Annotated in this window: 29 protein-coding genes and 1 pseudogene; all 30 read right to left on the bottom strand. The window is 43.6% G+C overall.

The window, feature by feature from the left end; genetic code table 11:
• Positions 1-7 precede the first annotated feature (7 nt).
• The 30 genes and pseudogenes from V6984_RS02855 to V6984_RS02710 all read right to left on the bottom strand — a co-directional run bounded on the left by V6984_RS02855 (position 8) and on the right by V6984_RS02710 (position 24,874).
• A complete protein-coding gene (locus V6984_RS02855; RefSeq protein ID WP_342758305.1) occupies positions 8-1,756 on the bottom strand; it encodes a CD1108 family mobile element protein in 1,749 nt (582 codons plus the stop codon).
• A complete protein-coding gene (locus V6984_RS02850) occupies positions 1,757-4,102 on the bottom strand; it encodes a VirB4-like conjugal transfer ATPase, CD1110 family (RefSeq protein ID WP_425324245.1) in 2,346 nt (781 codons plus the stop codon). It lies immediately after the preceding gene.
• Positions 4,080-4,550, bottom strand: coding sequence for a PrgI family protein (locus tag V6984_RS02845; RefSeq protein ID WP_342758304.1), 471 nt, complete (start codon positions 4,548-4,550; stop codon positions 4,080-4,082). Before V6984_RS02845 ends, V6984_RS02850 begins: the two co-directional genes overlap by 23 nt.
• Positions 4,550-5,116, bottom strand: coding sequence for an MT-A70 family methyltransferase (locus tag V6984_RS02840; protein WP_342758303.1), 567 nt, complete (start codon positions 5,114-5,116; stop codon positions 4,550-4,552). The genes V6984_RS02845 and V6984_RS02840 overlap by 1 nt, the downstream gene beginning before the upstream one ends.
• Positions 5,117-5,127: 11 nt before the next feature.
• Positions 5,128-5,994 carry a VirB6/TrbL-like conjugal transfer protein, CD1112 family gene (locus V6984_RS02835; RefSeq protein WP_342758302.1) on the bottom strand — a complete coding sequence of 289 codons (867 nt, stop codon included), beginning with the start codon at positions 5,992-5,994 and terminating at the stop codon, positions 5,128-5,130.
• Positions 5,995-6,009: 15 nt separating this feature from the next.
• Complete coding sequence (locus V6984_RS02830; RefSeq protein WP_342758301.1) at positions 6,010-6,222, bottom strand: Maff2 family mobile element protein; 213 nt, start codon at positions 6,220-6,222, stop codon at positions 6,010-6,012.
• 99 nt (positions 6,223-6,321) lie between these two features.
• Positions 6,322-6,534, bottom strand: a complete 213-nt coding sequence (locus V6984_RS02825) for a Maff2 family mobile element protein (RefSeq protein WP_342758300.1) — start codon at positions 6,532-6,534, stop codon at positions 6,322-6,324.
• A 175-nt stretch (positions 6,535-6,709) separates the two neighbouring features.
• A complete protein-coding gene (locus V6984_RS02820) occupies positions 6,710-8,479 on the bottom strand; it encodes a VirD4-like conjugal transfer protein, CD1115 family (RefSeq protein ID WP_342758299.1) in 1,770 nt (589 codons plus the stop codon).
• Entirely contained in the window at positions 8,476-8,973 is a 498-nt protein-coding gene (locus V6984_RS02815) for a PcfB family protein (RefSeq protein ID WP_342758298.1), read from the bottom strand. Before V6984_RS02815 ends, V6984_RS02820 begins: the two co-directional genes overlap by 4 nt.
• A 24-nt stretch (positions 8,974-8,997) precedes the next feature.
• Entirely contained in the window at positions 8,998-9,330 is a 333-nt protein-coding gene (locus V6984_RS02810) for a hypothetical protein (RefSeq protein ID WP_342758297.1), read from the bottom strand.
• 15 nt (positions 9,331-9,345) lie between these two features.
• Complete coding sequence (locus V6984_RS02805; protein WP_342758296.1) at positions 9,346-9,756, bottom strand: hypothetical protein; 411 nt, start codon at positions 9,754-9,756, stop codon at positions 9,346-9,348.
• Positions 9,743-10,645, bottom strand: coding sequence for a DUF6017 domain-containing protein (locus V6984_RS02800; protein ID WP_342758295.1), 903 nt, complete (start codon positions 10,643-10,645; stop codon positions 9,743-9,745). The genes V6984_RS02805 and V6984_RS02800 overlap by 14 nt, the downstream gene beginning before the upstream one ends.
• 2 nt (positions 10,646-10,647) lie before the next feature.
• Complete coding sequence (locus V6984_RS02795) at positions 10,648-10,848, bottom strand: hypothetical protein (RefSeq protein WP_342758294.1); 201 nt, start codon at positions 10,846-10,848, stop codon at positions 10,648-10,650.
• Positions 10,849-10,940: 92 nt separating this feature from the next.
• A complete protein-coding gene (locus tag V6984_RS02790) occupies positions 10,941-12,263 on the bottom strand; it encodes a DUF5688 family protein (RefSeq protein WP_342758293.1) in 1,323 nt (440 codons plus the stop codon).
• 30 nt (positions 12,264-12,293) lie between these two features.
• Positions 12,294-12,563: a hypothetical protein gene (locus V6984_RS02785; protein ID WP_342758292.1), complete on the bottom strand. Its 270-nt coding sequence runs from the start codon at positions 12,561-12,563 to the stop codon at positions 12,294-12,296.
• A gap of 14 nt (positions 12,564-12,577) precedes the next feature.
• Complete coding sequence (locus tag V6984_RS02780) at positions 12,578-13,531, bottom strand: DUF6017 domain-containing protein (protein ID WP_342758291.1); 954 nt, start codon at positions 13,529-13,531, stop codon at positions 12,578-12,580.
• Between the two features lie 37 nt (positions 13,532-13,568).
• Complete coding sequence (locus tag V6984_RS02775; protein ID WP_342758290.1) at positions 13,569-13,925, bottom strand: replication initiator protein A; 357 nt, start codon at positions 13,923-13,925, stop codon at positions 13,569-13,571.
• On the bottom strand, positions 13,915-14,829 hold the full coding sequence (locus tag V6984_RS02770; RefSeq protein WP_342758289.1) for a ParB/RepB/Spo0J family partition protein: 915 nt from the start codon (positions 14,827-14,829) through the stop codon (positions 13,915-13,917). The genes V6984_RS02775 and V6984_RS02770 overlap by 11 nt, the downstream gene beginning before the upstream one ends.
• Positions 14,822-15,601 carry an AAA family ATPase gene (locus tag V6984_RS02765; protein WP_342758288.1) on the bottom strand — a complete coding sequence of 260 codons (780 nt, stop codon included), beginning with the start codon at positions 15,599-15,601 and terminating at the stop codon, positions 14,822-14,824. The genes V6984_RS02770 and V6984_RS02765 overlap by 8 nt, the downstream gene beginning before the upstream one ends.
• Entirely contained in the window at positions 15,586-15,846 is a 261-nt protein-coding gene (locus tag V6984_RS02760) for a DUF6462 family protein (protein WP_342758287.1), read from the bottom strand. Before V6984_RS02760 ends, V6984_RS02765 begins: the two co-directional genes overlap by 16 nt.
• An 18-nt stretch (positions 15,847-15,864) precedes the next feature.
• Positions 15,865-16,104 carry a DUF6462 family protein gene (locus tag V6984_RS02755; protein ID WP_342758286.1) on the bottom strand — a complete coding sequence of 80 codons (240 nt, stop codon included), beginning with the start codon at positions 16,102-16,104 and terminating at the stop codon, positions 15,865-15,867.
• Positions 16,105-16,349: 245 nt separating this feature from the next.
• A pseudogene (gene lysS / locus V6984_RS02750) lies at positions 16,350-17,840 on the bottom strand (lysine--tRNA ligase); the annotation flags it as partial.
• Positions 17,841-17,888: 48 nt separating this feature from the next.
• The gene (gene greA, locus V6984_RS02745) at positions 17,889-18,374 is read right to left on the bottom strand and encodes a transcription elongation factor GreA (RefSeq protein WP_342758285.1); all 486 of its coding nucleotides are present in this window, start codon (positions 18,372-18,374) and stop codon (positions 17,889-17,891) included.
• A gap of 51 nt (positions 18,375-18,425) precedes the next feature.
• Entirely contained in the window at positions 18,426-19,244 is an 819-nt protein-coding gene (locus V6984_RS02740) for a hypothetical protein (RefSeq protein ID WP_342758284.1), read from the bottom strand.
• A gap of 135 nt (positions 19,245-19,379) precedes the next feature.
• A complete protein-coding gene (gene dusB / locus V6984_RS02735; protein ID WP_342758283.1) occupies positions 19,380-20,357 on the bottom strand; it encodes a tRNA dihydrouridine synthase DusB in 978 nt (325 codons plus the stop codon).
• A 3-nt stretch (positions 20,358-20,360) separates the two neighbouring features.
• Positions 20,361-21,131 carry a type III pantothenate kinase gene (locus V6984_RS02730; RefSeq protein WP_342758282.1) on the bottom strand — a complete coding sequence of 257 codons (771 nt, stop codon included), beginning with the start codon at positions 21,129-21,131 and terminating at the stop codon, positions 20,361-20,363.
• A gap of 39 nt (positions 21,132-21,170) precedes the next feature.
• Positions 21,171-21,539, bottom strand: coding sequence for a DUF6145 family protein (locus tag V6984_RS02725; RefSeq protein WP_342758281.1), 369 nt, complete (start codon positions 21,537-21,539; stop codon positions 21,171-21,173).
• Positions 21,540-21,565: 26 nt separating this feature from the next.
• The gene (locus tag V6984_RS02720; RefSeq protein WP_342758280.1) at positions 21,566-22,546 is read right to left on the bottom strand and encodes a biotin--[acetyl-CoA-carboxylase] ligase; all 981 of its coding nucleotides are present in this window, start codon (positions 22,544-22,546) and stop codon (positions 21,566-21,568) included.
• 2 nt (positions 22,547-22,548) lie between these two features.
• Positions 22,549-23,544, bottom strand: a complete 996-nt coding sequence (gene argF / locus V6984_RS02715) for an ornithine carbamoyltransferase (RefSeq protein ID WP_342758279.1) — start codon at positions 23,542-23,544, stop codon at positions 22,549-22,551.
• A gap of 403 nt (positions 23,545-23,947) precedes the next feature.
• Positions 23,948-24,874 carry an SPFH domain-containing protein gene (locus V6984_RS02710; protein WP_342758278.1) on the bottom strand — a complete coding sequence of 309 codons (927 nt, stop codon included), beginning with the start codon at positions 24,872-24,874 and terminating at the stop codon, positions 23,948-23,950.
• Between the last annotated feature and the right edge of the window lies 1 nt (position 24,875).

Raw genomic sequence — 24,875 nt, 5'->3', positions numbered from 1 at the left:
CGGGAGCCTAATTTAATCTTCCATAAGTGTAAAAATGTTCCTGCCAATAGGCAGTATTGATAGATGTGTACTGAATCGGATTTCCGCAGTGCAGCATCATACCATCGCCCACATAAATACCTACATGACTTGCGCCAGAAGTATTATAAGTGCCTTGGAAGAAAATCAAATCTCCGGGCTTTGCATCCGACGCTGATACCGTAGTACAACATCCCAGCAATCCATTTGCTGTCTTTCTGCCTACATTCCATCCATTTCCGCAGTTATTGATAACATAGCTTATGAATCCCGAACAATCAAAACTGGTGGATGGCGAAGAACCACCCCACACATAGGGATATCCAAGGTACTTCTCTGCACATTGAAGCATCCTGCCAAATTCTAAATCAGTCAGATACTCTGCCGGAGCATCATAGTCCTGATAATCGCCGGGGTCCACTACGCTATAGATGTCATCTCCAAAGAGATATGCTTTATTACCATAGGTAGCAAGCAGAATCTCATATCGCTCCATCTCATCCGCAGATAATCCGTATCCACGAACCACCGCATCCATCGTAGTGTTGGTCAGTACTGTCTTTAGAATGTAATACTCATACTCTACTTCCACTTCGTACTCGACCTCTACCCAATAGTACACGGTCACTTCATAAGTATATTCCTCTTCCACAAAGCTTCTCGAATCCGCATCCCACACAAGTCTTGTGCCGGTTCTGGTTTCCACTCTACTTCGTTGCTCCCATCTGGTACGTGTCTCCGTCCTCGTTCGGATTTCCACAATCTCCGTAACAGTAAGCTCATACTGTGCATCAAAAATACTCTGCAAAGCACTCTGTACTTCTCTTTGCGTATAATCTTCATACAGTACTGTCAAGAGAGCTGCCAGCTGATACGGATTGTGACCGATTTCAGCAAGCTCATATCGGTACTCATCGTAGCCCGGATAATCCATTTCGATGGAGTTTACTTCTTCCTGCAATGCATCTTCCAATGCTGTATAATCTGCATCTACTGCAAGAATCACATCATCCTCCGCAGTGTAACTGGATGCAATCGTGGAATTGTTTACACCACCTGCCATCAACGTACAAGAGGAAAACATGCACATTATCAATATCAGCAATAATGCAATGATACCGACCACAATAAGCACCTTCGGATCCTGCAAAATATGCTCAGAAATAAATTCTCCGATACGACCAACCATATCTCCAGCCTTGTCCACAAATTTCTTGCCAAGACTTCCTGCTCCACCGGCAGCTTCCTTGGCTTTCTTTTTCTGGTAAGCATCTATTGCCTGTCGCTTCATCCTGCTTTTTTGAATGGATTTTGCAGCCTCCTTGGAAGTCTCTTTCTTGGTAGCCTCCAGTTTCTCCGACTGTATTACGGTACGCTTATGAAGCTTTTTCCCATAATGTTCAAGCTTTGCCTTTTCCGCCACGAGTCCTGTGGCATCTAAACCTCTGGAAACAGCTTCGGTACCGACATTCTCATCTTCGTTATGCTTATCCAATTCTCTGCTACTTCTCCTGCTAACCGCAGTCTCTGCCTGAATCATTCGCCTGCCCTGGGCAGTCTTTGCTTTCAGCTTCTTTTTCTCCTCCACGGTTAGGGAATTATCCTTCTTACCGTACCTTAGCTTCTTTCTAACTGCCTCTCTGGCACTCTGTTCGTTCTTGAGCTTCTCTCCCGGCGACTTCTGTGATGTCGCACGGGAGGACTTCTGAGTACCTGTACTCTTTTTCTCTTCATTCATTTACGCCTGCTCCTTCTTTGTTTCCTGCACTTCATTAAGCTTGGTTGTCATGATACGATACAGTTCAAGATCTGTAGGGAACCGGTCCACAAATGGCAGGATGACATTACCATAAAATAAAAGCCCTTCACCTTCTCCCGAATGTGTTACATACGAAAGCTGATGAGGACTGATATTTAACTGCTTCGCTAAGATTTGTCTGTCTCCCACTGCCTGATTGAGCATATAGATAAAGTCGGAGTTCTCAAAGATATTCTCCACTTCCTTGGATGCCAGCAGGTCTTTGACGTTCTGCGTGATACCGGTCGGAATACCACCCCATTTTCTGAATCGCTTCCAGATTTCCACGGTGTAAGCTGCGGTCTGCTCATCACGGAGCAAAAGGTGCATCTCATCCATGTAGTATCTGGTTGACTTACCGGCGGAACGGTTCTCCGTTACTCTGCCCCACACCTGATCCTGTACAACCAGCATACCAATCTTTTTCAGTTGCTTACCTAAGTCCTTGATGTCATAGCATACAAGTCTGTTAGTAATGTCCACGTTGGTACGATGATTAAATACATTTAAGGAACCATGCACATAGATTTCCAGAGCAGTTGCTACATGTTTGGCCTCTGCTTCATCCTGCTCTAACAGTGCATTGTACAAATCCTCAAGTAGTGGCATGTTCTCCGGTACCGGATTTTCAAAATACCCCTGATAAATCTTTCGGATACAACGGTCGATTACCGTTTTCTCAATAGGCTGCAAACCTTCCTTTCCGCCTACGATTAACTCACAAAGGGATAAAACAAAATCTGCCTTAAGAGCAATCGGGTTATCATCATCTGAGTAATTCATATTAATGTCCATCGGATTGATAAACTGTGAACTGGTAGGACTGATTTTGATAACCTGTCCTCCGAAACGTTCTACCAAGGGACTGTACTCTGACTCAGGGTCACTGATAATTACATCATCATCTGTCACAAGGAATGCATTTGCAATCTCTCGCTTGGCTGAGAAGGACTTACCAGAACCCGGTGTACCAAGGATTAGTCCGTTTGGATTTTTCAACTTCTTTCTGTCCACCATAATCAGGTTGTTGGAAAGTGCATTCAAACCATAGTAAAGAGATTCCTTATCCGGCTGGAATAATTCCTGTGTAGTGAATGGTACGAAAATTGCAGTGCTGCTGGTAGTCATACCACGCTTAATGTCAATCATGTTATGCGCCAATGGCAGGCTACTCATGAGTCCCTGCTCCTGCTGATAATCCAGTCTGATTAAATTGCAGTTGTGCTTCTGAGCAATGCTGGATGCCTGAAACAGATTATTTTCAAGTTCCTGCTCAGTTCTGCCGGTATTCATCACAAGGAATGTTAAAAGGAACATTCTCTCATTCTGACTCTGCAACTCTTTTAACAGTGCTTTCGCATCGCTGCCATAGGTTGCAAGGTCAGAAGGGATGATATCCATATCGTATCCTGCTCTTACAGCTTTCTTCTGCTCCTCAATCTTGCTCCTGTCAAGCTCCGTAATAGTGTGCTTAACCGTCTTAATCGCCTCATTCTGGTCCACAGACTGAATATGCATGGAAATAATCAGGTTGGACTCCATACCGAGGAAATCAGCTAACATTCTGTCACTGATATCCGATGCCGTAATGGATAAAAACGACATCGCTCCGTATAGACCTCCCATCTGAAAGGTTCTGCCATTCTTAAATCCAAATCCGCTTGGAGCAATAAAGTCCTTTACATTCAGTCCGGTTCCCGGAAGCCATCGCCAGTCAAAACGGAACTTTTCATTATCTCCCATGTGGAACTGCGTATGCATCAGCTCTAATCGCTCTTCCCCATTTAAACTCTTGGCACGTACACCGAGACGCTTAAAGTTATTTAAGATATCCATTTCAATATGGCTAAGTCTGGGCTTTGCCTCCTTCATGGATGTAGCCTTGATACCAAAGCTCAAATACTTGGTCTTGGTAAGACCATTATTTCCTGCCTGCATCTGCTGAAAAAGCATAGTGCTATACTCATCTCTGACACCATTGAAATCATCCTTCTTATGCGGAATTGCAATGCTCTTTTCAAAGCTTTCTGCATCCGTTGTCATGTTCATAAAGGACAATTCAAAGTGTACGGAGCTGTCAAAGAAGTTAAGAAATGAACACCATTCCTCAAAAATCTCTGTCTTATCCTCCTGCAATGCAAGCTGATAATTGATGTCCTGAAACTGGATGGTTTTGGTGTAGTAATCGCTTCCTACACGGCAGATACCATTCTGAAACATCCTCTCGAAAGGGATACTCTCCTGAGCTGTTCTGGGCACTCCATCACTCTTTTTTATCTTTCGAATGACTTCCTTTACCTGTCGCTTTTCTTCCTTCGTAAGATGCTCCGGCAACGCCAGTTCCACATCCTTGTCTTTCTTTCGAACTAAAAACAATTCTTTCTACCTCCTTCTGTGCTTCTATCTGTCGCATAATTGTTGCGTAATGATTGTCCGTCTCATAGGGACGGTATTTAGGGCGAACAAAATTCGCCTGAATAAACTGATTCAAAAATACTTCCAAGGGCTGACCGTTCTTCTCATACATAGCGAGGAAAAACAGTGGCATCATCACCACCATCATTCCCATTGCAGCTACGCTTGGACTGCTAATCGCTTTGAGCAGAAAAAATGACGGTACTCCTAAAAGTGCCGCCGCAGAAAAACATATCAACTGCCTCTTCGTAAGATTGAACATCACTTTACTCTTTACCTTCGTTAAGTCACGAGGTACGGATATATATGATGCTGCCATTATGTTCTGTTTACCTCCATTTCCGGAATCATCTCACTCTCAGGAGCCTGATTCCCCCATACATCCCAGCCTTCCGGCTTCATTCTTGCGAATAATTCAATACGAGGAACATCTCCCATCAGCTCAACAATCCTTTTTCTTGCCTCCTCCGGCTTCTTACTATGCTCCTCTATAGGAGTCATGATCACCTGATGCACTCTTCGCGACATCCTCTTGGGACTGCCCTTTGTTGCAATAATGCAAAGTTCCGCATTTGCTCTGGTCCAATACCCCATTCCCCAAAAAAGGGATGGCGATTTCTTATTTTGCTTAATCCACACAAATGCAACACTTTTGTACGTAAATCCCCACGCTTCAATAACCTCCCACGCTTCCTTGAGCAATGGAAATGTAATCCACATGAACAACGCACAATCTTTGTCTGCCAGCTCTCCCACCGGCAATGACTTGATATCCTCAATACTCATTGTTGAATAGTGACTCTCTGCCGATCTTCCATTACCTTTCTTACTCCATGCCCGGTATGCCCAAGGAGGATCGGCGTAAATAACATTATACTTTTTCATCGCCACCCTCCTTAATGTGCATGCAATATGGATTTTGCAAGTGCGCCGGTCTTAAACAGAGTAAATGCAAGCAATACCGTAAAGCCCATTACACTCCATAAAGAACCTACAATATCAGATGTGAATGCCACACCGGTAAGCAGTACCGCATAAATGCCTACACAAATCATGATCAAGAATCCCTGAAATGCCAGTGCAAATAAAGACTTCAAGTAATTCATTCCCATCATGCTCTGTTCTCTGTTACCAAATGTTGCAAAAGGAATCGGTGCCATACTGGTCATAAGATAAATTTCAATCATACGTCCGTTGATGATAACAAAAATAGCAACACTGAGAATTTTAATTCCAACCTGAACAATAAAAGATTGCAAGTAAATTCCTAATAATTCTCCCACTCCCATCGCTTGTAACGTGCTCTGCATTGAAAGCAGTGTGCTGTCATCTATTGCTGTGCTTCCGGTTATAATGCTTCCGCTTCGTTGGACGACCCATTGTCCTACATCAAACACCGCCATTGTAATATTAAAAGTATTGGAAATCAGGCATACCGCCACAAAGGTCTTAAATACCCATTTCCAAAATATCCATGTTTCAAAATTTGCCAAATTATTATGGCTAATGACTAGCTGTATCAGCTCATAACAGGCTATAAATGTCAAAATAATTCCTGCAATAGGAAGTATCACATTCTCCGAAATATTTCTGATAAGTGAGTAGACACTCGGCAAGAAGCTTGCCGGTGTCTGACTCACATCAGCTGCAATCTCTCCTACCCTTTGATTCACTGCATCAAATGCACTGGACAGATTCGTCATAATTCCTGATACGAGCACCTCTTTCAGCCAGTCTTCAATCGACTGAAATAAGCTGTCCATCTAATCCTCCGTTTCTTAGAACAAGGTTGCAAGTACAGGAACTAAAGTGGTGCCAATAAGAGCTACACCGCCACCTGCCATAAGCTGCTTCATACCCTGAGACTTTGCGCCCGGGTTATCGTTACCGTAACCTTCCATAAGGTTAATTGCACCCCAGATACCAAGACCTGCTCCAAGTGCTACTACTAATGTCTGTAATGTTCCAATTGCGCTCTGAAAAAATGCCATAATTAAAATCCTCCGTTTTCTTTTAATGTGATAGAGCCGGGTTCCTTGCCCCGGCTCCGTGTAATAAGTTACTGTTGCGTGATCCTGCCACGCTGCCTCTTAGAAAAGAGTTGCAAGTACAGGCACTAAAGTAGTACCGATAAGGGCTACACCGCCACCTGCCATAAGCTGCTTCATACCCTGAGACTTTGCGCCCGGGTTATCGTTACCGTAACCTTCCATAAGGTTGATTGCACCCCAGATGCCAAGACCTGCTCCAAGTGCTACTACTAATGTCTGTAATGTTCCTACTGCGCTCTGAAAAAATGCCATAATTCTAATCCTCCATAAAATAAAATTGTGTGATATATTTCCTTGACCAAAAGATCGTATAGTTACTGCTCCAAAGCCCGTCGACTGACTTTGGAAATACGGCCGTACCTCACCCGAACCGAAATCCGGGCAATAAAAAAACTCTTCAACCTGCCTTTATCGCAAGTTAAAAGAGTTATTCTTCGTTCACTTCGATGACTGTAAATTTGTCATCTCCACTCAATATTAAATTGTCTTTTCTTTTAAGGAACTTCTCTATATCAAACCAGTTCCTTTTGTCTGCATCCGCTGTAAGTCCATACTTTGGATGTCTTGTAATGTCATACTTATCTGATAGAAATGGTCTTACACCTCGAATCTGAACAATACACTTTGCACCATCCATAACTGCCAACTCATCAATGCTCATCAGATCATGCCCTAACTTTTGATAATTCAAATTATAGCTCTGAGACTGTCCTCTAGTTTCTCCTGTGTTATACATATCAATTGTCTCTTTACCAAGAGTAGCGTTCAGGTCCTTAAGAGTTGTTTGCTCAGAACCACCCAAAAAGATTTGGGAATCACAGTTACCTATAATGGTATCTGCGTTGTCTTTATAAATTGCCTTTAACTGCGACTTCGCCTGCAACACTAATGCAGCCGAGATTTCTCTGGAACGTATCGTCGCCATAAGTTTTTCCAGATTTGGTATTTGTCCGATATTCGCCATTTCGTCTATCAAGCATCGCACATGAATCGGTAATCTTCCACCGTATACATCATCTGCCTTTTCACAAAGCAAGTTAAATAACTGCGTATAAACCATGGAAATCAGAAAATTAAAGGTGGCATCCGTATCTGACATAATCAAAAACAATGCCGTTTTCCTATCTCCCAACATATCCAGTTCCAACTCATCATACGATGTTATCTCACGAAGTTCTTTAATATCAAACGGTGCAAGTCTCGCACCACAGCTGACAAGAATCGATTTTGAAGTTTTGCCGGCCGCTAACTTAAATTTGAGATATTGCCTTACCGCAAAATGGTCTGGGTCTCTCTCTGCTAGTTCATCAAACATAAGGTCTACCGGATTCTTAAATTCCTCATCATCCTCTCTAACTTCCATTGCATTAATAAGCTCCAGCAATGTGGAAAAATTTTGTTCTTCCTCCGGAGCCTCATAATGAATATAGCCAATCAGTGCCGAATACAACAGTTTTTCTGCTTTCTCCCAGAATTCATCGCCGCCTTTTCCTTCCCCTTTCGTATTTGCAATCAGGGTAGTTACCAGCTTTAGAATGTCCTTCTCACTGTGAACATAAGCAAATGGATTGTAGTGCATACTTTTCTTGAAATTGATGGTATTGAAGATTTTTATTTCATATCCATTCTTCAAAAGTGCGTTCCCCACTTCATTTACTATTGTACCCTTCGGATCGGTGACGCAATATGAAGAATGCATTTGAAGTAAATTGGGCTTAATAAAAAATCGCGTTTTACCGGAACCCGAACCACCTACCACAAGTACATTCTTATTTCGTGCATACTTGGGTTCCGCAGGTCTGCCATTCATTGTAATTCGTTCCGTTTGAGACAATAACACATTATTTTCAAACGTGCTATCTACAAATGGTTCAATATCCGCCTGCGTTCCCCATCGGGCAGAACCGTACTCAACATTATGTCTGTATTTTTTTGCATTTTTGCCTTTCAGATACACTGCCAGACGCAGAATTGCACCTACGATAATACCAATCACTAAATCCAGCAAATATAAACTCGGTAGTGGATTAGCGAATGCTACGCTAAATCCGCCACCTAAAACCATACCCTGTATCTTTTCAGACAGATTCGTTCCTTCTGCTAATCGCCACGCCTCTCCAAGATTTGTAGCAAATGCTCCTATCAAAATATAAGGAACACTCAGAATAAGCATCTTCTTTAGATTTTTATTTTTCATCGCTCATGCTCCTTCCGTCTTTCCTTCTCTTTCTTTGGAGTTCTCGCCACAATATCCTTGAATTTCTTTAGTTTTTCTAAGATACTTGGTCGCTCTTTTTTCGCCTGTTTTTTCATCTGCTTCGCTGAATACTCTTTTAATACACTGGCTATTGCATCTGCATCCTTCGCCTTAAAGAAAACTGTATATACTGGTGGATGCTCGTTTTTGTCTTTCACTATCGCAAAGTCCACACCATACTTTTTGCAGATTTTCTTAAAGTCTTTGACTCCCTTATCCCCAATTGGCATACTGGATACACCCTGTCCCTGACCAATTAGCTCTTTTACTGATTGCTCGCCTTTCACTGACTCTTCGCCAGCCCTTTGCTTCTCCAAAGCTTTCTTTTTCTGGTGGTTGATAAATGCTCTTAAACCTTTATATAGAACCGTGGCAGTGACCTTCGAGGATTTCACCGCCAGGTTCACTGTTTTGTTTTCTACATCTTCCTGCAATTTTCTCCCTCCTTCCGATGTACATTATCCACACTGTAATATTCCGGACAGCGTTGTGGGAATCACCTTGGAATGCTTTGCAATGGAAATCTCTTCCTTTACCTCATCACTGATGACCTCGCCGCATACTACTAAAAATCTTGCTCTTTTTAGTAAATCCTCCGACATTTCTCTGCGTTTCTTCTCTGCATCCGGGTCCTCATCACTGATAACACCGTTAAATGCCAATACCGGGCAAAGTGGAAGATAACCTGCCTTTACAAGCTCTCTGCAATACTTTTTTGCTTCATCCTCTGCTTCTACCGGATTTTTACTCCACGCAGCCGTTACATACGCTCTGGGAATTGTTCTACTCATTTCTCATGCTCCTCCTTATCCAATTTCATATGCAGAAAACTGAATGCCACTACCGCACAATACAGCCAGCCTGCTAATGAATTCCGCTTTTGCCTCTTCCACTTCCTCTTCATCAAGGAATTCAAGACCTCTATCCGTTCCCTTTACAATCATCACAGAACCAACAACAAATTTAGTACCCCCAACACAAAGCACCTTTTTGGCATTAAAAATCACTAAGTATTCTGTTCTGCCCATATAGTCCGAAGCACAATTTACTGCCAATCTGTCCAGAAGTTCATAAGCCTCTTCTTCCTCAGCAACACGGAATTCTCCATTTGTGCCAATAATTAAGGCACCTTTATCCTTACGTATCACTCTATCCGGAATAAAACTTGCGCCATCCTCTACCGGATTTAACTGGATGCTAATTTCAATCTCTCTCATCTGTACCTCCGTAAAATTTTCCTGTAGCCATATCATTATTGACCCATGCCTGATAATAGCTTTGCATAGTTAAAGGGGCATTATAGAGCGTCGCTAATATATACTGCTTTATATTGCGAACCTTCGATGAACAGTTTTTCAGACAGTCCATTACATACTCCACATGCCCCGAATGTATTTTCATAAACTGAGCCTTTACTACAGCAACCGGTTTGTCATCCCCGGCAATGCGAATTGTCTTTCTTTTAGAGCAGACTACATCTAACACAAGATTAAATATTGCCTCCAGTACTTCTTTGTCATAAGGATATCGTTCCAACAAAATATCCATGTCTATGCGGTCATAAAAGTATTGGAAATAAGAATCTCTCTCTTCCTTATCCGCATCCTTATCCACCACGGATAGGATAGGATTCGTATTACTATACTCTGTATTATTACTCTCAGTCTTATTTGGTTGTCCTTTTGACACTTCTAGCGTTGTCCTTTGGGAAATCCCAGAATTGTCCTTTTGACAACTCTTGTCTTGTCCTTTTAACAATACCCCACTAAAGTTCTTCACATAAATAAGCGCAGGCTTCCCCTGACCTTGAATTACTTTTTCAATCAGACCAGCCCCCTCTAATTCTTTTAAGAGCTTCACTGCCTTTTTTACACCACAGCACATATCCCTTTGAATGCTCTTGATTGTGTAAATGATATACACTCTCCCACATTCATCCAACCATCCACTGCTGGATGATAAAGACACCCTATCTAACAGCAGACCATATAGAAGCTTGGCATCTGTAGATAAATCTGCAAACTCTTCGTCCACTATAAGAGCCTTCGGAATGCGATAAAATGCATACTGCTCCGACTGCTCCTTATAAAAATAATCAAATGTCATCTCTATGCATTTGAAGCTGCCGCTTTCTTCGCAGCATTATGCTCACTCATAATCTTAGCCATGCAAGGAAAGCAGAAAGCTCTTCCATAGCCATAAGGGCACTCCGTCTTGCAGTTCTGTGGATGGGGCAACGGCTCCTTTTTACCGATTACCGATGAATAATTACTGGTCATTGTTTTAGCTACGTTATATTCTCTTGACATGAATAAATCCTCCTGTTTTCCATTCATTGCTCAATAAAAAAGCGTCTCGCACCAGAGTTAATATCCAGTGCTGACGCTTTTATCACTTATGATTAGAGCTCTTCGCCCTTATTCTTTGTTGCTTTTTCCACAGTCTCTTTCTTAGGCTGTTTTGCAACCTCATCCTTCTTTGCTTTAAGGTCTCCTAAAACAGAAGCCTTTTCTTCCTTCTCAGAAGTAATATCCGCTTCCTTATCTTTCTGGCGTGCCTCAAACTTCTCTGCAAGTTCAAAAATATGCTCCTTGCTGTCGTAGTGGTATACGCTATCAGTAAGCTTCTCTTCCGGAGAAACCTGTGTAGCATTTACTTCCTCAACCATAGCCTTTAAATCGCTGTAGTTGACCTCGCCATCATCTCTAACCAATAATACTTCATGGAGAGAAGACGGCAAGATAAAGAAGTCACCGCCAAGTCTTTCAGCAGCTTCATCCATGAAGTTCTGATATGCAATCACTCCGGCTCCGGCAATTTTATCCGGCACAGTTGCGACATACATCTTTTCGTCCTGTGGCATTTCGGCCAGTCCAAACATATCCGCCGCATCAGGTCCCATCATCTCCATCATGACTTCGCTCATACCCTTAATCACTACTGGTCTAAGCTCCGGTGCATTCTCAAGTGCATCTGCATGAAGCTGTTCCGGTGTAACTCCCATCTTATCCAAGATGTCATTCGTGACCAGCATTGTAGCTCTGCCATTGTCATCGCTCTCTACCACAAATCTGTAGACAACTGCCATATCCTCCATCTCCTGATGAGGAACCTTGGCAAGCAAATCTGCATTTCTGTCAAGAGCAACTACTTCCATGGAGAGCCTTTCCTTCATCTGCTCATAATCAGTGAGTTGTGCAACATCGAAAGTTGGCATATTAGCTAGATGATCTTCAATCTTGCGTGTAACCTGCTCTACGATTTCATCAAAAGGAACACCGCTTTCGTAAGCCTCAGCGAACACCTCAAGATTCATATTCATACCAACATTACTTCCTTCCGGAGTAACAGTCATCGCTTCATAACCTTCATTCATCTTTTCAACAGTGGTGATTTTGATGTCAACCTCGTTGCCTCTTTCGTAAAGTGCTTCCTTCACGGCATCCACAAACTCATTTTTGAATTCTTCGTTATTCATTCTGTCTACCTCGTTCTTTCTTAATCTGTATTGGAAGCAGAAATCGTCATCCCCGCTTCCGGTTCCCGGGTAAAACAAAAGCGCCAGACCCACAACATAGTGCTGTAAGCTGACGCTTTGAATTCCCATATTTTCTTTTGCAAAAGCCAAGGACAACCGGTGGGGGCTTTTCGTGTTCCCCGTTCGATTGTCCATTATAAATATAACATAGGTAAAATCATTTGAAAATGGACACTTGGTGGACATTTGGTAGACATTTGGTGGACATTTTGCAATTCACGCCATTTTCTCCAGCAAAATTTCAATCGCCACTTTTATCTCCGCAGTCAGTAACACAAATACCACTCCAACAACAATAATGCCGAAAAGTATCCCCACATGTATCCAGATCAGGTTAATCAGCGAATAAATTAAGCATGCCAGTAAAAACAGCCCGCCTATTCCAGCGACTAAGCTCTCTACCCTCATAAACAAGTCTAATAGCAAATTTATAAACATCAGCACCAGCCGTACCGGAAATAATAACACTTTTTTCAATATCCTCATTTTCATTTACTCCCTTATCTTGCAACGGCATATTGTGGAAAATCGTGATTCACTTCTGCCTGATAGTAACTTCCCATTGTTGTGGATGCATTAAATAACGCAGCCAGCAAATATTTCTTAATGTTTTTCACTTTCGTAGTATTCTTTCTCATGCAATCCAAGACATACTCAATATGCGCTGAATTCAATTTAAGCATCTTGGATTTCACAAGCTCCGTTGGATAGCGATTGCAGGAAATAACCACTTCATCCGCTTTAGCCAAAACCATTTCCAGCATAAGATCCACTATCCCCAACAGAGTTTCTCTGTCGTATGGATTACGAGCAAGCAATAATTCAAACTCTATGTTTTCTTTGATGATTTGCTCATATTCTCTCATCACATCATATCCTGTCTCAGCAGATACGATAAGATTAGATTCTGTATCACTTATGTTATTATATATCATTTTATTATTATTTGCTCCCCAAAATGAAACTTCTTGAATGTTACTTTTGGGTATCCTAGAATCCCCTTTTTCAACATTCTTGAATGTCGAAAAGTAAACTTCTGAACCGGTAGTATTTTGCTCAGAATCACCGGAAATACCATTCTGCTCTTCTATTATAAAGTTCTTCACATACAGAATATTGGATTTTCCCTGCCCCTGACGCTTCTTTTCGATGAGACCAATACCGGTATCATCCACCAAATCCTGTAAGGAACGTACTGCTTTATTCTTACCACAGTTTAATAATTCAGCGATATCTTCGATAGCAAAGTATATGTAGGCACGCCCTTCTTCATCAAACCAGCCGTTTTTAATAGATAAAGACATTCTGTCCAACAACAAGCCATACAAAATCTTTGCTTCACTAGATAATCCTTTAAACATCGGCTCCGTAAACAACAGCTTTGGTATTCTATAAAAGGTAAACGTATCTGCTTCTTTTCCATAAAAATAATCAAATCGTATTTTTTGCTCCATGTTGGTCCTCCTTTCTCTGGAGTGCAATTTCTGCACTTCACACGGAAGCAGATACAAAATTTTTTACATATAAGTGCGTAGGTCTGCCGTTCCCTCGTAGCCTCTTTTCAACAAGACCGATGTTCTCCAATTCCGAAAGACAATCAATTGCTTTATGCTTGGATACCTTCATGTCCTTTTGTATCTCTTGAATCGGATAAACGATATAAACTCTGTTCTCTTCATCAATCCACTGATTTTTGCAGGATGCACCCATTCTGTCTATCAACATTCCATACAATAGCTTTGACTGAAGCGACAGGGAGTCAAAAGACTCCTCTGTCATTAAAGCCTTGGGAATACGAATGAAACTAAATTGTCCTGCATCAGATTTCTTATAATAATTAAATGCCATCCTGTGCCTCCTGCTCCAATTTCCATTTCTCCAACAGTTCCGTAATAATACGCTCACACTTTGATGCCGGATAATCTGCCGGAAAATACTTCGATAACTTCTTTTCAGAAAAGCTTACTTTCTTAACCGCACTCTTTTTCGGAAGTGCATCATTTAGAATTGCTATCACCGTATACTGTGTCATATTTTCCAGATTACGTTGCTCCTTGAGTGCCGCAATCTGCTCCGGCTTAAGGTTTCCGTTATCCTTTATATATTCGTACAGCCACTTCTGAACATCCTTATCAAAATAGGAAATATCAACGCCATTTACCAATGACAGCCTTTTTGTATCAACCATATCCAAAAGCTCCGGAATCAGTTCTGTCAGTCGTATGTATCTTTGAACGCTTCGTCCGGTCAATCCGCTTCCTTCTCCTACGATAGTCGCTGTCTTTCTTTCCACCACACTCAACTTGGCGACATCATGTCGACAAGAGCCTTGATGTCGCATGGCATCCATCTTCATCTTAAGAGAGAACCCTCTTTCACTCGGCAGGATTTCTTCTCTTTGCAGATTAGCATTAACCATGGCAATGATTGCCTCGTCATCCGTAAGCTCCTTTACAATGGCAGGTATCTTCTTAAGCCCAACGATTGTAGCTGCATGCAGTCGTCTGTGACCAGATATCATTTCATAGCCACCCTCATCATCAGGACGCACCAACACCGGCGAAAGAATTCCCTGCTGGCGGATGCTTTCTACCAGTTCCTCCATCTTTTCATCATCGACTACTCGAAACGGATGATTTTCAAATGCCGAAATCAATCCCAATTCAATTTCAATCGTTCCATTCGTTTCTGGAACACATAACAATTCATCTATACTTGTAAGCTTTATTTTTTCTCCAACTCTACTAGCCATTGAGAACCTCCTTTGTCAGCTCGCCATATGCATAAGCGGCTTTACCCTTCGGGTCATACTTATAGATACTACTTCCTTCTGCGCTAATCTCCGCAGCTCGTACTGACATCGGTATTTCTGTTTTAAATACCTTAATAGAAGAAGAATACGCCTCATACACCATAGAGCAGATATCCTTAGCATAATTCGTTCTGTAATCCACCATTGTAAGTAAAATGCCCTCTATTTTAAGCTTCGGATTCAATTGACGCTTTACTCTGCTAATCGTCTTAATCAACTGCTGTAATCCCTTTACCGGAAGATAAGCAGCCTGCACCGGTATCAGTACAGCGTCTGCACACGCAAGTGCATTTATGGTCATCATGCCAAGCGACGGCATGCAATCTATAATGATGAAATCATACGCAACCCTTACTCGTTCCACCAACTGCCTGAGAATTAACTCCCTGCTCATTACATTTACGAGTGAGACCTCAATCGCTGAAAGTTCAATATTAGACGGAAGAATATCAACACCCTCCTCATGATGTATCAGAACATCCTCTAAACAAAATTCTTCATCATTTACAATATTCATCATCAATGTTGCCAGTGTATTCTCCATTTCATCCGGTTCCGGATATCCTAAGCTGATAGAAAGTGAACCCTGTGGGTCTGTATCAATCAACAGCACCTTTTTACCAGCCGATGCCAGCCCAATACCTAAATTCACGCATGATGTGGTCTTTGCAGTTCCTCCCTTTTGATTCGATACGGTTATAACCTTGCACATAATTTGCCTCCTACTCTCGGTACCTTTCTTGTTTTTCTGAGATACCGGTCAAATAAATCTCTTCTGATTCTTACCATCTTGCCAATCTTGTAATATGCTCCTGCTTCCTTGGCCATCCTAAGGAACGGTCGCTCACTAAATCCGTAATAATTCACACCCTGCTTAATCGTGATAAAATCATGCTGTAAAAACTCCATATCAACATCATCCAGCTTGTGTGAATACTTCCATGCATTTCCTGCCATATAAATCCTTTCCGCCAGCTATTTCGTAGGTGGCTCATGAAACTGCTCTAAATATTCATCAAAAATATCTCTGTCCAATAACACATATCCATCAATCCTATAAATAGCACCTGCCTTACCGGCAAGTTCTAAGAGCTTCTTATGTGTCATGCTATAGACAACCTCTGCATCCTTATATCTGAGAAACTTCCTTCTCAGCTCTCGTGCCGATTCCTTTACTGCGGTTCTTCGCTCAATGTCGTAATACTGTTCGTCCATTTTGGGTTCCTCCTTGGGTTTGATATGTAACAAATATTCTGCAACGCAAAAAAGGGCCACTCTCCTGAAATTATCTTTCAAGAAAGTGACCCTTTTAGGTCTCATTTACATTGCCGGATTTTTTCCGAACAACTTATCATCAGTTATTATTCTTCGTAATTGAAGAAGTAATTGTTGTCAATTTGTTGTCAAATCAGTTTTCAAAAGCCTTCAAACCCGCATAAACACTGGATTTATTTATCCAAACTTTTCATCGTCGGGAACAACAAAACATCTCTGATCGCCGGTGAATCCGTAAGCAGCATAACCATACGGTCAATGCCGAATCCGATTCCGCCCGTAGGCGGCATTCCGATTTCGAGGGCATTCAAGAAGTCCTCGTCGATGCTGTTAGCTTCTTCGTCACCTTGCGCTATCAGCTCCTCCTGTGCGATAAAGCGTTCGCGCTGATCGATAGGATCGTTCAGCTCAGAATACGCATTTGCCATCTCACGACAGGTGATGAACAGCTCAAAACGCTCCGTATATTCCGGCTTGTCCGGCTTTTTCTTGGTGAGCGGTGAGATTTCGATGGGGTGATCCATAACGAAAGTGGGCTGCACCAGATGCTCTTCTACGAAATCTTCAAAGAACAAGCTTAAAATATCGCCCTTTTTATGTCTCTTCTCATAGTGAACGCCCTTTTCATCCGCTACCTTCCGCGCTTCTTCTGTAGTCTTTATCTGTTCAAAGTCGATACCCGTATATTTCTTAACGGCATCCACCATCGTAATTCTTTCAAACGGCTTGCCTAAATCGATTTCCACATCGCCGTACTGTATCTTCGTCGTTCCAAGAACCTCTTTCGCCACATGGCGGTATAGATTCTCGCTCAGATCCATCATTCCGTTATAATCGGTATATGCCTGATACAGCTCCATCAATGTAAATTCGGGATTGTGTCTTGTATCAAGACCCTCGTTGCGGAATACCCTTCCGATTTCATACACTCTTTCCATTCCACCGACAATCAGCCTCTTTAAATAAAGTTCCAAGGAGATCCTAAGCTTTACCTCCTCGTCCAATGCGTTGTAATGGGTTTCAAAGGGTCTGGCTGCCGCGCCGCCCGCATTGGATACGAGCATGGGTGTCTCTACCTCCAGAAAGCCCTGGCTGTCCAGATAGCGGCGAATGGAGCTGATAATCTGAGACCGCTTTACGAAGGTATCTTTTACGTCCTCATTCATAATAAGGTCCGTATATCTTTGGCGATAACGTATATCCGTATTTACAAGTCCGTGATATTTCTCCGGGAGTATCTGAAGGCTCTTGGAAAGTAACGTGATTTTAGCCGCATGTATTGAGATTTCTCCCGTCTTGGTTTTGAACACTTCACCCTCTATACCGACAATATCGCCCACATCATATTTTTTGAAATCCGCATAAGGTTCTTCCCCGATGCTGTCTCTGGCTACATATGACTGGATATTGCCTTGCAAATCCTGCACATTGCAAAACGAAGCTTTTCCCATAACTCGTTTGGACATAACGCGTCCTGCTATGGATACTATTTTGCCTTCCAATGTGTCGAAATTATTTTTCACCTCAAGGCTATGATGGGTTACATCATATTTCATAATCTGGAAAGGATCCTTTCCGCTTTCCTGCAACATCGCAAGCTTCTCTCTTCTTACTTTCAATAGCTGGTTAATATCCTGTTCCTGCTGCTGACCTTGTACGTTCTGTGTTTCTTCCACTACTGACACTCCTTTTCTCCCGACTTTCTCTGTCAGCCCCTACACTTTTTAATTGCTGGAGCGCTGAATCTCGAGCACTTTATATTTCAATACGCCGACCTGCGTTTCTACGCTGACTAATGCTCCTACCTTTGCACCGATCAATGCCTTTCCCACCGGCGATTCGTTAGAGATTTTTCCCTTAAGGCTGTTCGCCTCGGTGGAGCCTACGATTTTATATTCCAATTCTTCTTTATATTCCATATCCATAATCCTTACTTTACAGCCGATGTTAATCTTATCCAGATCCACTTCGTCTTCTACTACAACCTCGGCATTTTTCAGGATTTTTTCCAATTCTTCGATTCTGGCTTCGATATCGCGCTGCTCGTCTTTCGCCGCATCGTATTCCGCATTTTCCGATAAATCGCCCTGTTCTCTGGCTTCCTTAATTTTCTGCGCTACTTCTTGTCTTTTTACTACTTTTAAGTCATGAAGCTCATCTTCATATTTCTTGAGACCTTCATAAGTCAAAATATTCTTCTTTTCTTCCATTTTGGGTCACCCTTCCTACGAGTGTTCTCTTTACTCGTTTTCCACCAATTTTTACTTCTTCTCTGCATGAGTATGGGTCTGATTAACTCTAGTATTGTACCCATTTTTCGCGAGAGTGTCAAGGAATTTCACTGTTGACAGATACCTTATATCCTTCCGCTTCTTCTCCAGCACCTTCCGCTTTTCATTTTCCGACCAAAAATCAATATACGAAGCCTCTTCAGGAATAGCAGCATAGGGGGGAACATAGCGTGGCCTTCCATCCAGGATCACCGTCTTTTTGTTCTTACCAAGGCGTTTTTCCAGCTTGTTTACGTAAGCAGCGGGAATTCCGTATTCTTCATATACATAATCCGTAAAATCCATATACATCTCCGGTCTGTCGGTAACTACCGTAAAGTGATTGATACGGGGCAAATATTTTTGTAATAATACGGCAAAGATTCTTCTCTGCTCCTCCATCGCATCCATCCTCTGAAAGGAACCTTCCTCACCAAACTCGTCATCCGCTGCATTCCATCCGATCAGGAACAGATACTCCCAGCACAAATTTTGCTTCACAACCATATGGAGTAAGATTTCCGGCGGAAGCTTTTCCTTCATTTCCAGCAGGACACTCAGCTCCGGCTGCAAATAATAATCCCAAGCCTCCGTTTGCTCCAGCTGTGCACTCAATGTTTCGAAGAGCCTTTGCTTATCCCAAGGCTGTCCGCCGCCGTAGAATTCCGGCACCTTGTAAAATAAAAGTTCGTATTCCTCTCCCATATCTATATTAACGCAAGGCATCCGAAAAGTGTTCCAAAAATGCTTCTTCGCATTCTGTCCTTTTTCCAGATGAAAATACACGATCGTTTTCTTATCCGATTCCATATTTCTCCCAGTCTAAGACTGCTTATAAAAATACCGGCCGCAGCGCTTATTACTTTTAAACAGCATATGAGAGTCAACTTACCCTTATTACATTTGTCGGTGAATTTCCCGGCAGAACAAAAGTGTGCTTACCTGTTACATAAAAATCGCCTCCACGCCTCTCATCAGATCATCGAAGGTTTCCATCTCATTCACCTTTTGCCTGAATCTCGCCGCATAAGGAAAACCGGTCACATACCAGGAAACATGCTTGCGCATCTCCCGGATGCCTATATATTCCCCCTTGTATTTAAGCTGAAGCATTGCATGGCGAAGGATCATTTCTTTTACCTGAGCAGTCTCAGGAGAAGCAAGCTTCTCTCCAGTTTGTAAATACGCTTTGATTTCCCTGAAAATCCAAGGATTTCCTCTAACTGCACGACCTATCATCACACCATCGCAGCCGGTTTGCTCCATCAGCCTCGCAGCCGATTCTCCGTCAGTCACATCGCCGTTTCCGATGACCGGAATACGAACAGCTTCCTTTACCTTGGCGATAATATCCCAATCCGCTTCTCCTGCATAATATTGCTCTCTCGTCCGTCCGTGCACCGTTACCGCCGCGGCTCCCGCTGCCTCCGCCGCCTTTGCAATTTCCACCGCATTAACGTGAGCGTCGTCAAAGCCCTTTCTGATTTTTACGGTAACCGGCTTTTTGATTGCTTTTACCGTCTCCGCTACGATTTTCTCTACCAATGCCGGATTTTTCATAAGAGCCGATCCCTCGCCGTTTCCTACGATCTTAGGCATCGGACAGCCCATGTTGATATCCAGCACGGCAAATGGCCGCTCCTCGATCCTTTTTGCCATTTCGCTTATAATATGCGGGTCCGAACCGAAAAGCTGTAAAGAAACGGGAAGCTCCTCCGGATGTATCTCAAGTAGCTCTTCCGTATTCTTGTTATTATACATAATCGCTTTGGCACTGACCATTTCCATACATATAAGCCCGGCCCCCTGCTCCTTGCATAGCAATCGAAACGGCAGGTCGGTAACACCTGCCATGGGGGCTAATATGATATTATTTTCCAGTATGGCATCTCCTATCCGCAGAGGCCTTAATTTACTTTCCATTTTTTATTTCCTGTTCTTATCATAGATTATCCTCAGTCCGTCCAAGGTCAGCGTACTGCAGTAAATATCGATGCTCTCCGCCTCCTCCGAGATCAATCGGCCAAGCCCTCCCGTCGCCACTGTTTTCAGATTGTCAAAGCCGCTTTCCTTCTTGACCTGACCCACGATATATTCCGTCTGTCCGATTTGCCCGTATACAAGTCCTGCCTGCATGCTGGATATGGTTTCCTGCGCCAGAATGGACTTAGGCTTTTTAATCTCTACCTCGGGCAGTTTCGCCGTATGCTCCCACAAAGCCTTCGCGCTGATACGAACGCCCGGCGCTGTGATGCCGGCCGCGAAACAGCCGTCCTCCGTTACGAGATCATAGGTGGTCGCCGTACCGAAATCCACTACCAGAACCGGTCCCCCGTAAATCTCATATGCAGCTACCGCATCAACAATCCGGTCCGGTCCGATTTCCCGCGGATTTTCGGTTATAATTTTAATTCCGGTCTTCACTCCCGGGCCTACGATAACCGGCACAGTTCCCAGATATCTGGATACTCCGCCTATCAGAGCGTGCATGATATTGGGAACGACGCTGGCGATAATCGTTCCCTCCAAATCCGCTTTGCTTATATTATTGATTCTAAGAAGCTCTGTAATGCTCATGCCATACTCATCTGAAGTGCGCTCCATCCTCGTGGTCATGCGAAAAGTAGTCACAAGCTCCTTATCATTATATACACCAAAGGTTATATTCGTGTTTCCTACGTCAATTACAAGTATCATATTTATACCCATGCTCCTTTCAAGGTCCTGCTCATTCTCTTATGCTTCTTCCAAATCAAGCTTCTCTTGCAGGACAAAAATACGGTAGTAAAGGCTTAACGATTCGAATAGCTCCTGCCTGCTGCCTCTTATCTTACCTACCATCAGTCCGCTGCTTATCTCATCATACAGAAAATCGTCCTCTGCAAAATTCGTTTCAAGGAAAACAGTACCGTCCTCTTCGAATACCACCGTGAAAATCCCTCCTACCTCTTCGGTGAAGAGCACACATATGATATGCAGTTCGTCCTTAATGGAACTGGGAATCCCATCGAACCTATCGTTAAAATAATATTTCTGCTCATAAGAATTTGCACCGCATAAAACAATTCTATTTTCTTCCATTTCTATAAAACGTGCTCCTTTCACAGATTTCTTCCGGACGCTTTTCGGTATCAGGTATAACCGAACAAGCCTCTTACCGATACTTCTCCGGCATATATCCTTGCGATTTCCCCATCTTCCTTCTCTACCAGAAGCTCTCCCGACGAATCGATTCCTCTGGCGATTCCTTCAAATTCCCCTGCGGGATCCAGCACCCGTACTTGTTTGTCCACATTCACAAGATGCTTCACATACTCGGCCCGAATCCCCGTCAGATCCTGGGTCTGCAGAAAACTCTCATAATTATATTCAAAGTGCTTCAATACATTTTGCAAAAGCTCGGCACGCGGCCACTGCATCCCGCTCTCCAGAAACAACGAGGTTGCCGTCCCGGTTATTTCCTCCGGAAACTGTGCCAGATTCACATTGATGCCCGCACCGATAACTACATACTGGATATAGCCCGGCTCCACATTCATCTCCGTCAGGATTCCGCAGACTTTCTTGCCGTTTACCACAATATCGTTGGGCCATTTGATTCCTGTCGTCAGCCCGCAGAAGGCCTCCACCGCCTGAGCCACGGAAAGCGCCATGACGAGCGTAAGGCTCGATGCCTTATCCGGGGCGAAATCAGGCCGCAGTAAAAGAGTAAAATAAATATCTTTTCCCGCAGGAGACTGCCATACCCTCCCCCGCCTTCCCCTTCCGGCATTTTGTTTATCCGCAACTGCAACCGTCCCGTGGGGAGCTCCCTCCTCCGCAAGACGCTTGGCATCGATATTGGTAGAACCGGTTTCTTCATAAAAATAAACCGTGTTTCCCGCCCATCTATTATGGATGCGGCTCTTTAATTCGCTTAAGGTGAGTACATCGGGATTTTCCTTCAGCTTATAGCCCTTATTCTGGACCGCCTCTATCACATAGCCCTGTTCCTTCAATTGCTTCATTACTTTCCAGACCGCTGTCCTCGACACGCCGAACCGGTTGCAAAGCTCCTGCCCGGAAACGTAGTCCTCACTTTCCCTAAGGAGAGTCAAAATCTCTGTTTTCATACTTATTCCAAAACCCCAATCGTCGCCGCCATTACCGCTTTAATCGTGTGCATACGGTTTTCCGCCTCCTGGAACACGATAGAAGCCGCAGACTCGAATACTTCGTCCGTCACTTCCATTTCGGTAATGCCGAATTTTTCTCCCATTTCTTTTCCTATCACCGTCTTCAAATCGTGGAAAGCAGGCAGACAGTGCATGAATACCGCTTTTTCTCCGGCATTTTCCATTACCTTACGATTTACCTGATAGGGCGAAAGCTCCTCGATGCGCTCCGTCCAGACCTCCGCAGGCTCTCCCATGGAAACCCACACATCCGTGTAGATTACATCCGCGTTCTTCGTTCCTTCCTCCACGCTTTCCGTCAGTTCGATCGTAGCGCCGGTTGCCGCAGCTAGCCTTTGGCATTCTTCTACCAACGCTTTCTCAGGAAAATATTTCTTAGCCGTACACGCTGTAAAATGTATTCCCATCTTCGCGCAGGCCACCATAAGAGAATTTCCCATGTTGTAACGGGCGTCTCCCATATAAGTCAATTTGATACCCTTCAAATAGCCAAAGTGCTCTCTGATGGTCAGCAGATCCGCCAGTATCTGAGTAGGATGGAATTCGTTAGTCAAGCCATTCCACACAGGGACCCCCGCATACTTTGCCAATTCCTCTACGATTTCCTGACCGTATCCGCGATACTCGATGCCCTCGTACATGCCTCCAAGCACTCTCGCCGTATCTGCAATACTCTCCTTTTTTCCAATCTGAGAGCCCACCGGATCAAGATAAGTGGTTCCCATACCCAGATCATGAGCTGCCACTTCGAACGCACATCTCGTTCTCGTGCTTGTTTTTTCAAAAATCAACGCTACATTCTTCCCTGTATGCCACTGGGTCAAAACTCCTTTTTTCTTCTTATCCTTTAAGTCTGCCGATAAATCGAGTAAATATGTAATCTCCTCCTGCGTAAAATCCAACAGCTTCAAAAAATGACGTCCCTTTAGATCCATGTGTTCCTCCTGCCTCTCCTGAATGTACCAAACCAGTGTCTTTACTCGTTTTAATATTTTACAGCGTTATGAAATTCCGGCAGCCGGAAACTTTCTTCCAACTACCGGAACTGATAAGCTTTGTTTTATTTGCTAATGTTACCATCAATTTACAAGGTCTTACATGCCCTGAACCATGAGATTTGCCCGGTTTTCATCGTTGTCCTCAATTGGCGTACGTCCAGTACGCCTCACTCGTCCGCCTTGAAAACCAAACAAATCTCTATGGTCAGGGTCGAAGAGTCGGAAAGGGACAAATTTTCGTCCCTGCAAGGCACTTGACCGACGCGTACTAAACGTACGCGGAGCGAAAGTAACGCAGCAGGAACAAAAATTAGCCCTTATCCGACCGTGTGTGACCTTGTCAATCGATGGTACCATCCACAGCGATTTCCTTAATGGAGGAAACCAGACCTGCCACACCTTGAATCTCAGAAGGAATGATAATCTTGGTCGCCTTGCCGTCCGCCGCTTTCGCAAACGCTTCAAGACTCTTAAGCGTAATAACTGCCTGATCCGCACCTGCTTCGCGTATCATGCGAATGCCGTCCGCTGTCGCCTTCTGTACCGTAAGAATCGCTTCTGCCTCACCTTCCGCCTCACGGATCATCTTCATCTTCTCCGCTTCTGCGCCAAGAATCGCTGATTGCTTATGAGCCTCTGCTTCCAGAATCACCGATTCCTTCTGGCCTTCCGCTACGAGAATCGTAGACTTCTTCTCGCCTTCCGCTCTCAGAATGGCCTCGCGGCGTTCACGTTCCGCCTTCATCTGCTTCTCCATGGCATCCTGAATAGCGGCAGGAGGAACGATATTCTTAAGTTCCACACGATTCACCTTGATTCCCCACGGGTCGGTGGCAGAATCGAGAGTTGCTCTCATCTTCGTATTAACGACTTCTCTGGAGGTGAGCGTCTGATCCAGCTCCATATCACCGATGATATTACGCAGCGTCGTCGCTGCCAGATTCTCGATAGCCATAATCGGATTCTCTACTCCGTATGCATAAAGCTTCGGATCCGTAATCTGGAAAAATATTACCGTATCGATACGCATCGTTACGTTATCCTTTGTAATTACCGGCTGGGGAGCGAAATCTGCTACCTGCTCCTTCAGGTTTACCCGCCTCGCTACTCTATCGATAAACGGCACTTTGAAGTGAAGTCCTACCGACCATGTACTCTGATAAGCGCCGAGTCTTTCCAAAACAATCGCACTTGCCTGCGGCACGATCTTGATACAGGATACCAAGACCAAAATAAGTATGACTAAAACAATCGCTAATATTACCATA

It is taken from the genome of Kineothrix sp. IPX-CK (assembly GCF_039134705.1).
GTDB lineage: Bacteria > Bacillota > Clostridia > Lachnospirales > Lachnospiraceae > Kineothrix > Kineothrix sedimenti.
Note: the sequence above shows the minus strand (reverse complement) of the source record. Positions and strands in the feature narration are given on the sequence as shown.

What these genes read in the sequence shown, in the direction of transcription:
- V6984_RS02855 (WP_342758305.1), bottom strand. Translation starts at nt 1,756, where the DNA reads ATGAATGAAGAGAAAAAGAGTACAGGTACTCAGAAGTCCTCCCGTGCG.
- V6984_RS02845 (WP_342758304.1), bottom strand. Translation starts at nt 4,550, where the DNA reads ATGGCAGCATCATATATATCCGTACCTCGTGACTTAACGAAGGTAAAG.
- V6984_RS02840 (WP_342758303.1), bottom strand. Translation starts at nt 5,116, where the DNA reads ATGAAAAAGTATAATGTTATTTACGCCGATCCTCCTTGGGCATACCGG.
- V6984_RS02835 (WP_342758302.1), bottom strand. Translation starts at nt 5,994, where the DNA reads ATGGACAGCTTATTTCAGTCGATTGAAGACTGGCTGAAAGAGGTGCTC.
- V6984_RS02830 (WP_342758301.1), bottom strand. Translation starts at nt 6,222, where the DNA reads ATGGCATTTTTTCAGAGCGCAATTGGAACATTACAGACATTAGTAGTA.
- V6984_RS02825 (WP_342758300.1), bottom strand. Translation starts at nt 6,534, where the DNA reads ATGGCATTTTTTCAGAGCGCAGTAGGAACATTACAGACATTAGTAGTA.
- V6984_RS02820 (WP_342758299.1), bottom strand. Translation starts at nt 8,479, where the DNA reads ATGAAAAATAAAAATCTAAAGAAGATGCTTATTCTGAGTGTTCCTTAT.
- V6984_RS02810 (WP_342758297.1), bottom strand. Translation starts at nt 9,330, where the DNA reads ATGAGTAGAACAATTCCCAGAGCGTATGTAACGGCTGCGTGGAGTAAA.
- V6984_RS02805 (WP_342758296.1), bottom strand. Translation starts at nt 9,756, where the DNA reads ATGAGAGAGATTGAAATTAGCATCCAGTTAAATCCGGTAGAGGATGGC.
- V6984_RS02800 (WP_342758295.1), bottom strand. Translation starts at nt 10,645, where the DNA reads ATGACATTTGATTATTTTTATAAGGAGCAGTCGGAGCAGTATGCATTT.
- V6984_RS02795 (WP_342758294.1), bottom strand. Translation starts at nt 10,848, where the DNA reads ATGTCAAGAGAATATAACGTAGCTAAAACAATGACCAGTAATTATTCA.
- V6984_RS02790 (WP_342758293.1), bottom strand. Translation starts at nt 12,263, where the DNA reads ATGTCCACCAAGTGTCCATTTTCAAATGATTTTACCTATGTTATATTT.
- V6984_RS02785 (WP_342758292.1), bottom strand. Translation starts at nt 12,563, where the DNA reads ATGAGGATATTGAAAAAAGTGTTATTATTTCCGGTACGGCTGGTGCTG.
- V6984_RS02780 (WP_342758291.1), bottom strand. Translation starts at nt 13,531, where the DNA reads ATGGAGCAAAAAATACGATTTGATTATTTTTATGGAAAAGAAGCAGAT.
- V6984_RS02775 (WP_342758290.1), bottom strand. Translation starts at nt 13,925, where the DNA reads ATGGCATTTAATTATTATAAGAAATCTGATGCAGGACAATTTAGTTTC.
- V6984_RS02770 (WP_342758289.1), bottom strand. Translation starts at nt 14,829, where the DNA reads ATGGCTAGTAGAGTTGGAGAAAAAATAAAGCTTACAAGTATAGATGAA.
- V6984_RS02765 (WP_342758288.1), bottom strand. Translation starts at nt 15,601, where the DNA reads ATGTGCAAGGTTATAACCGTATCGAATCAAAAGGGAGGAACTGCAAAG.
- V6984_RS02760 (WP_342758287.1), bottom strand. Translation starts at nt 15,846, where the DNA reads ATGGCAGGAAATGCATGGAAGTATTCACACAAGCTGGATGATGTTGAT.
- V6984_RS02755 (WP_342758286.1), bottom strand. Translation starts at nt 16,104, where the DNA reads ATGGACGAACAGTATTACGACATTGAGCGAAGAACCGCAGTAAAGGAA.
- greA (WP_342758285.1), bottom strand. Translation starts at nt 18,374, where the DNA reads ATGGAAGAAAAGAAGAATATTTTGACTTATGAAGGTCTCAAGAAATAT.
- V6984_RS02740 (WP_342758284.1), bottom strand. Translation starts at nt 19,244, where the DNA reads ATGGAATCGGATAAGAAAACGATCGTGTATTTTCATCTGGAAAAAGGA.
- dusB (WP_342758283.1), bottom strand. Translation starts at nt 20,357, where the DNA reads ATGGAAAGTAAATTAAGGCCTCTGCGGATAGGAGATGCCATACTGGAA.
- V6984_RS02730 (WP_342758282.1), bottom strand. Translation starts at nt 21,131, where the DNA reads ATGATACTTGTAATTGACGTAGGAAACACGAATATAACCTTTGGTGTA.
- V6984_RS02720 (WP_342758280.1), bottom strand. Translation starts at nt 22,546, where the DNA reads ATGAAAACAGAGATTTTGACTCTCCTTAGGGAAAGTGAGGACTACGTT.
- argF (WP_342758279.1), bottom strand. Translation starts at nt 23,544, where the DNA reads ATGGATCTAAAGGGACGTCATTTTTTGAAGCTGTTGGATTTTACGCAG.
- V6984_RS02710 (WP_342758278.1), bottom strand. Translation starts at nt 24,874, where the DNA reads ATGGTAATATTAGCGATTGTTTTAGTCATACTTATTTTGGTCTTGGTA.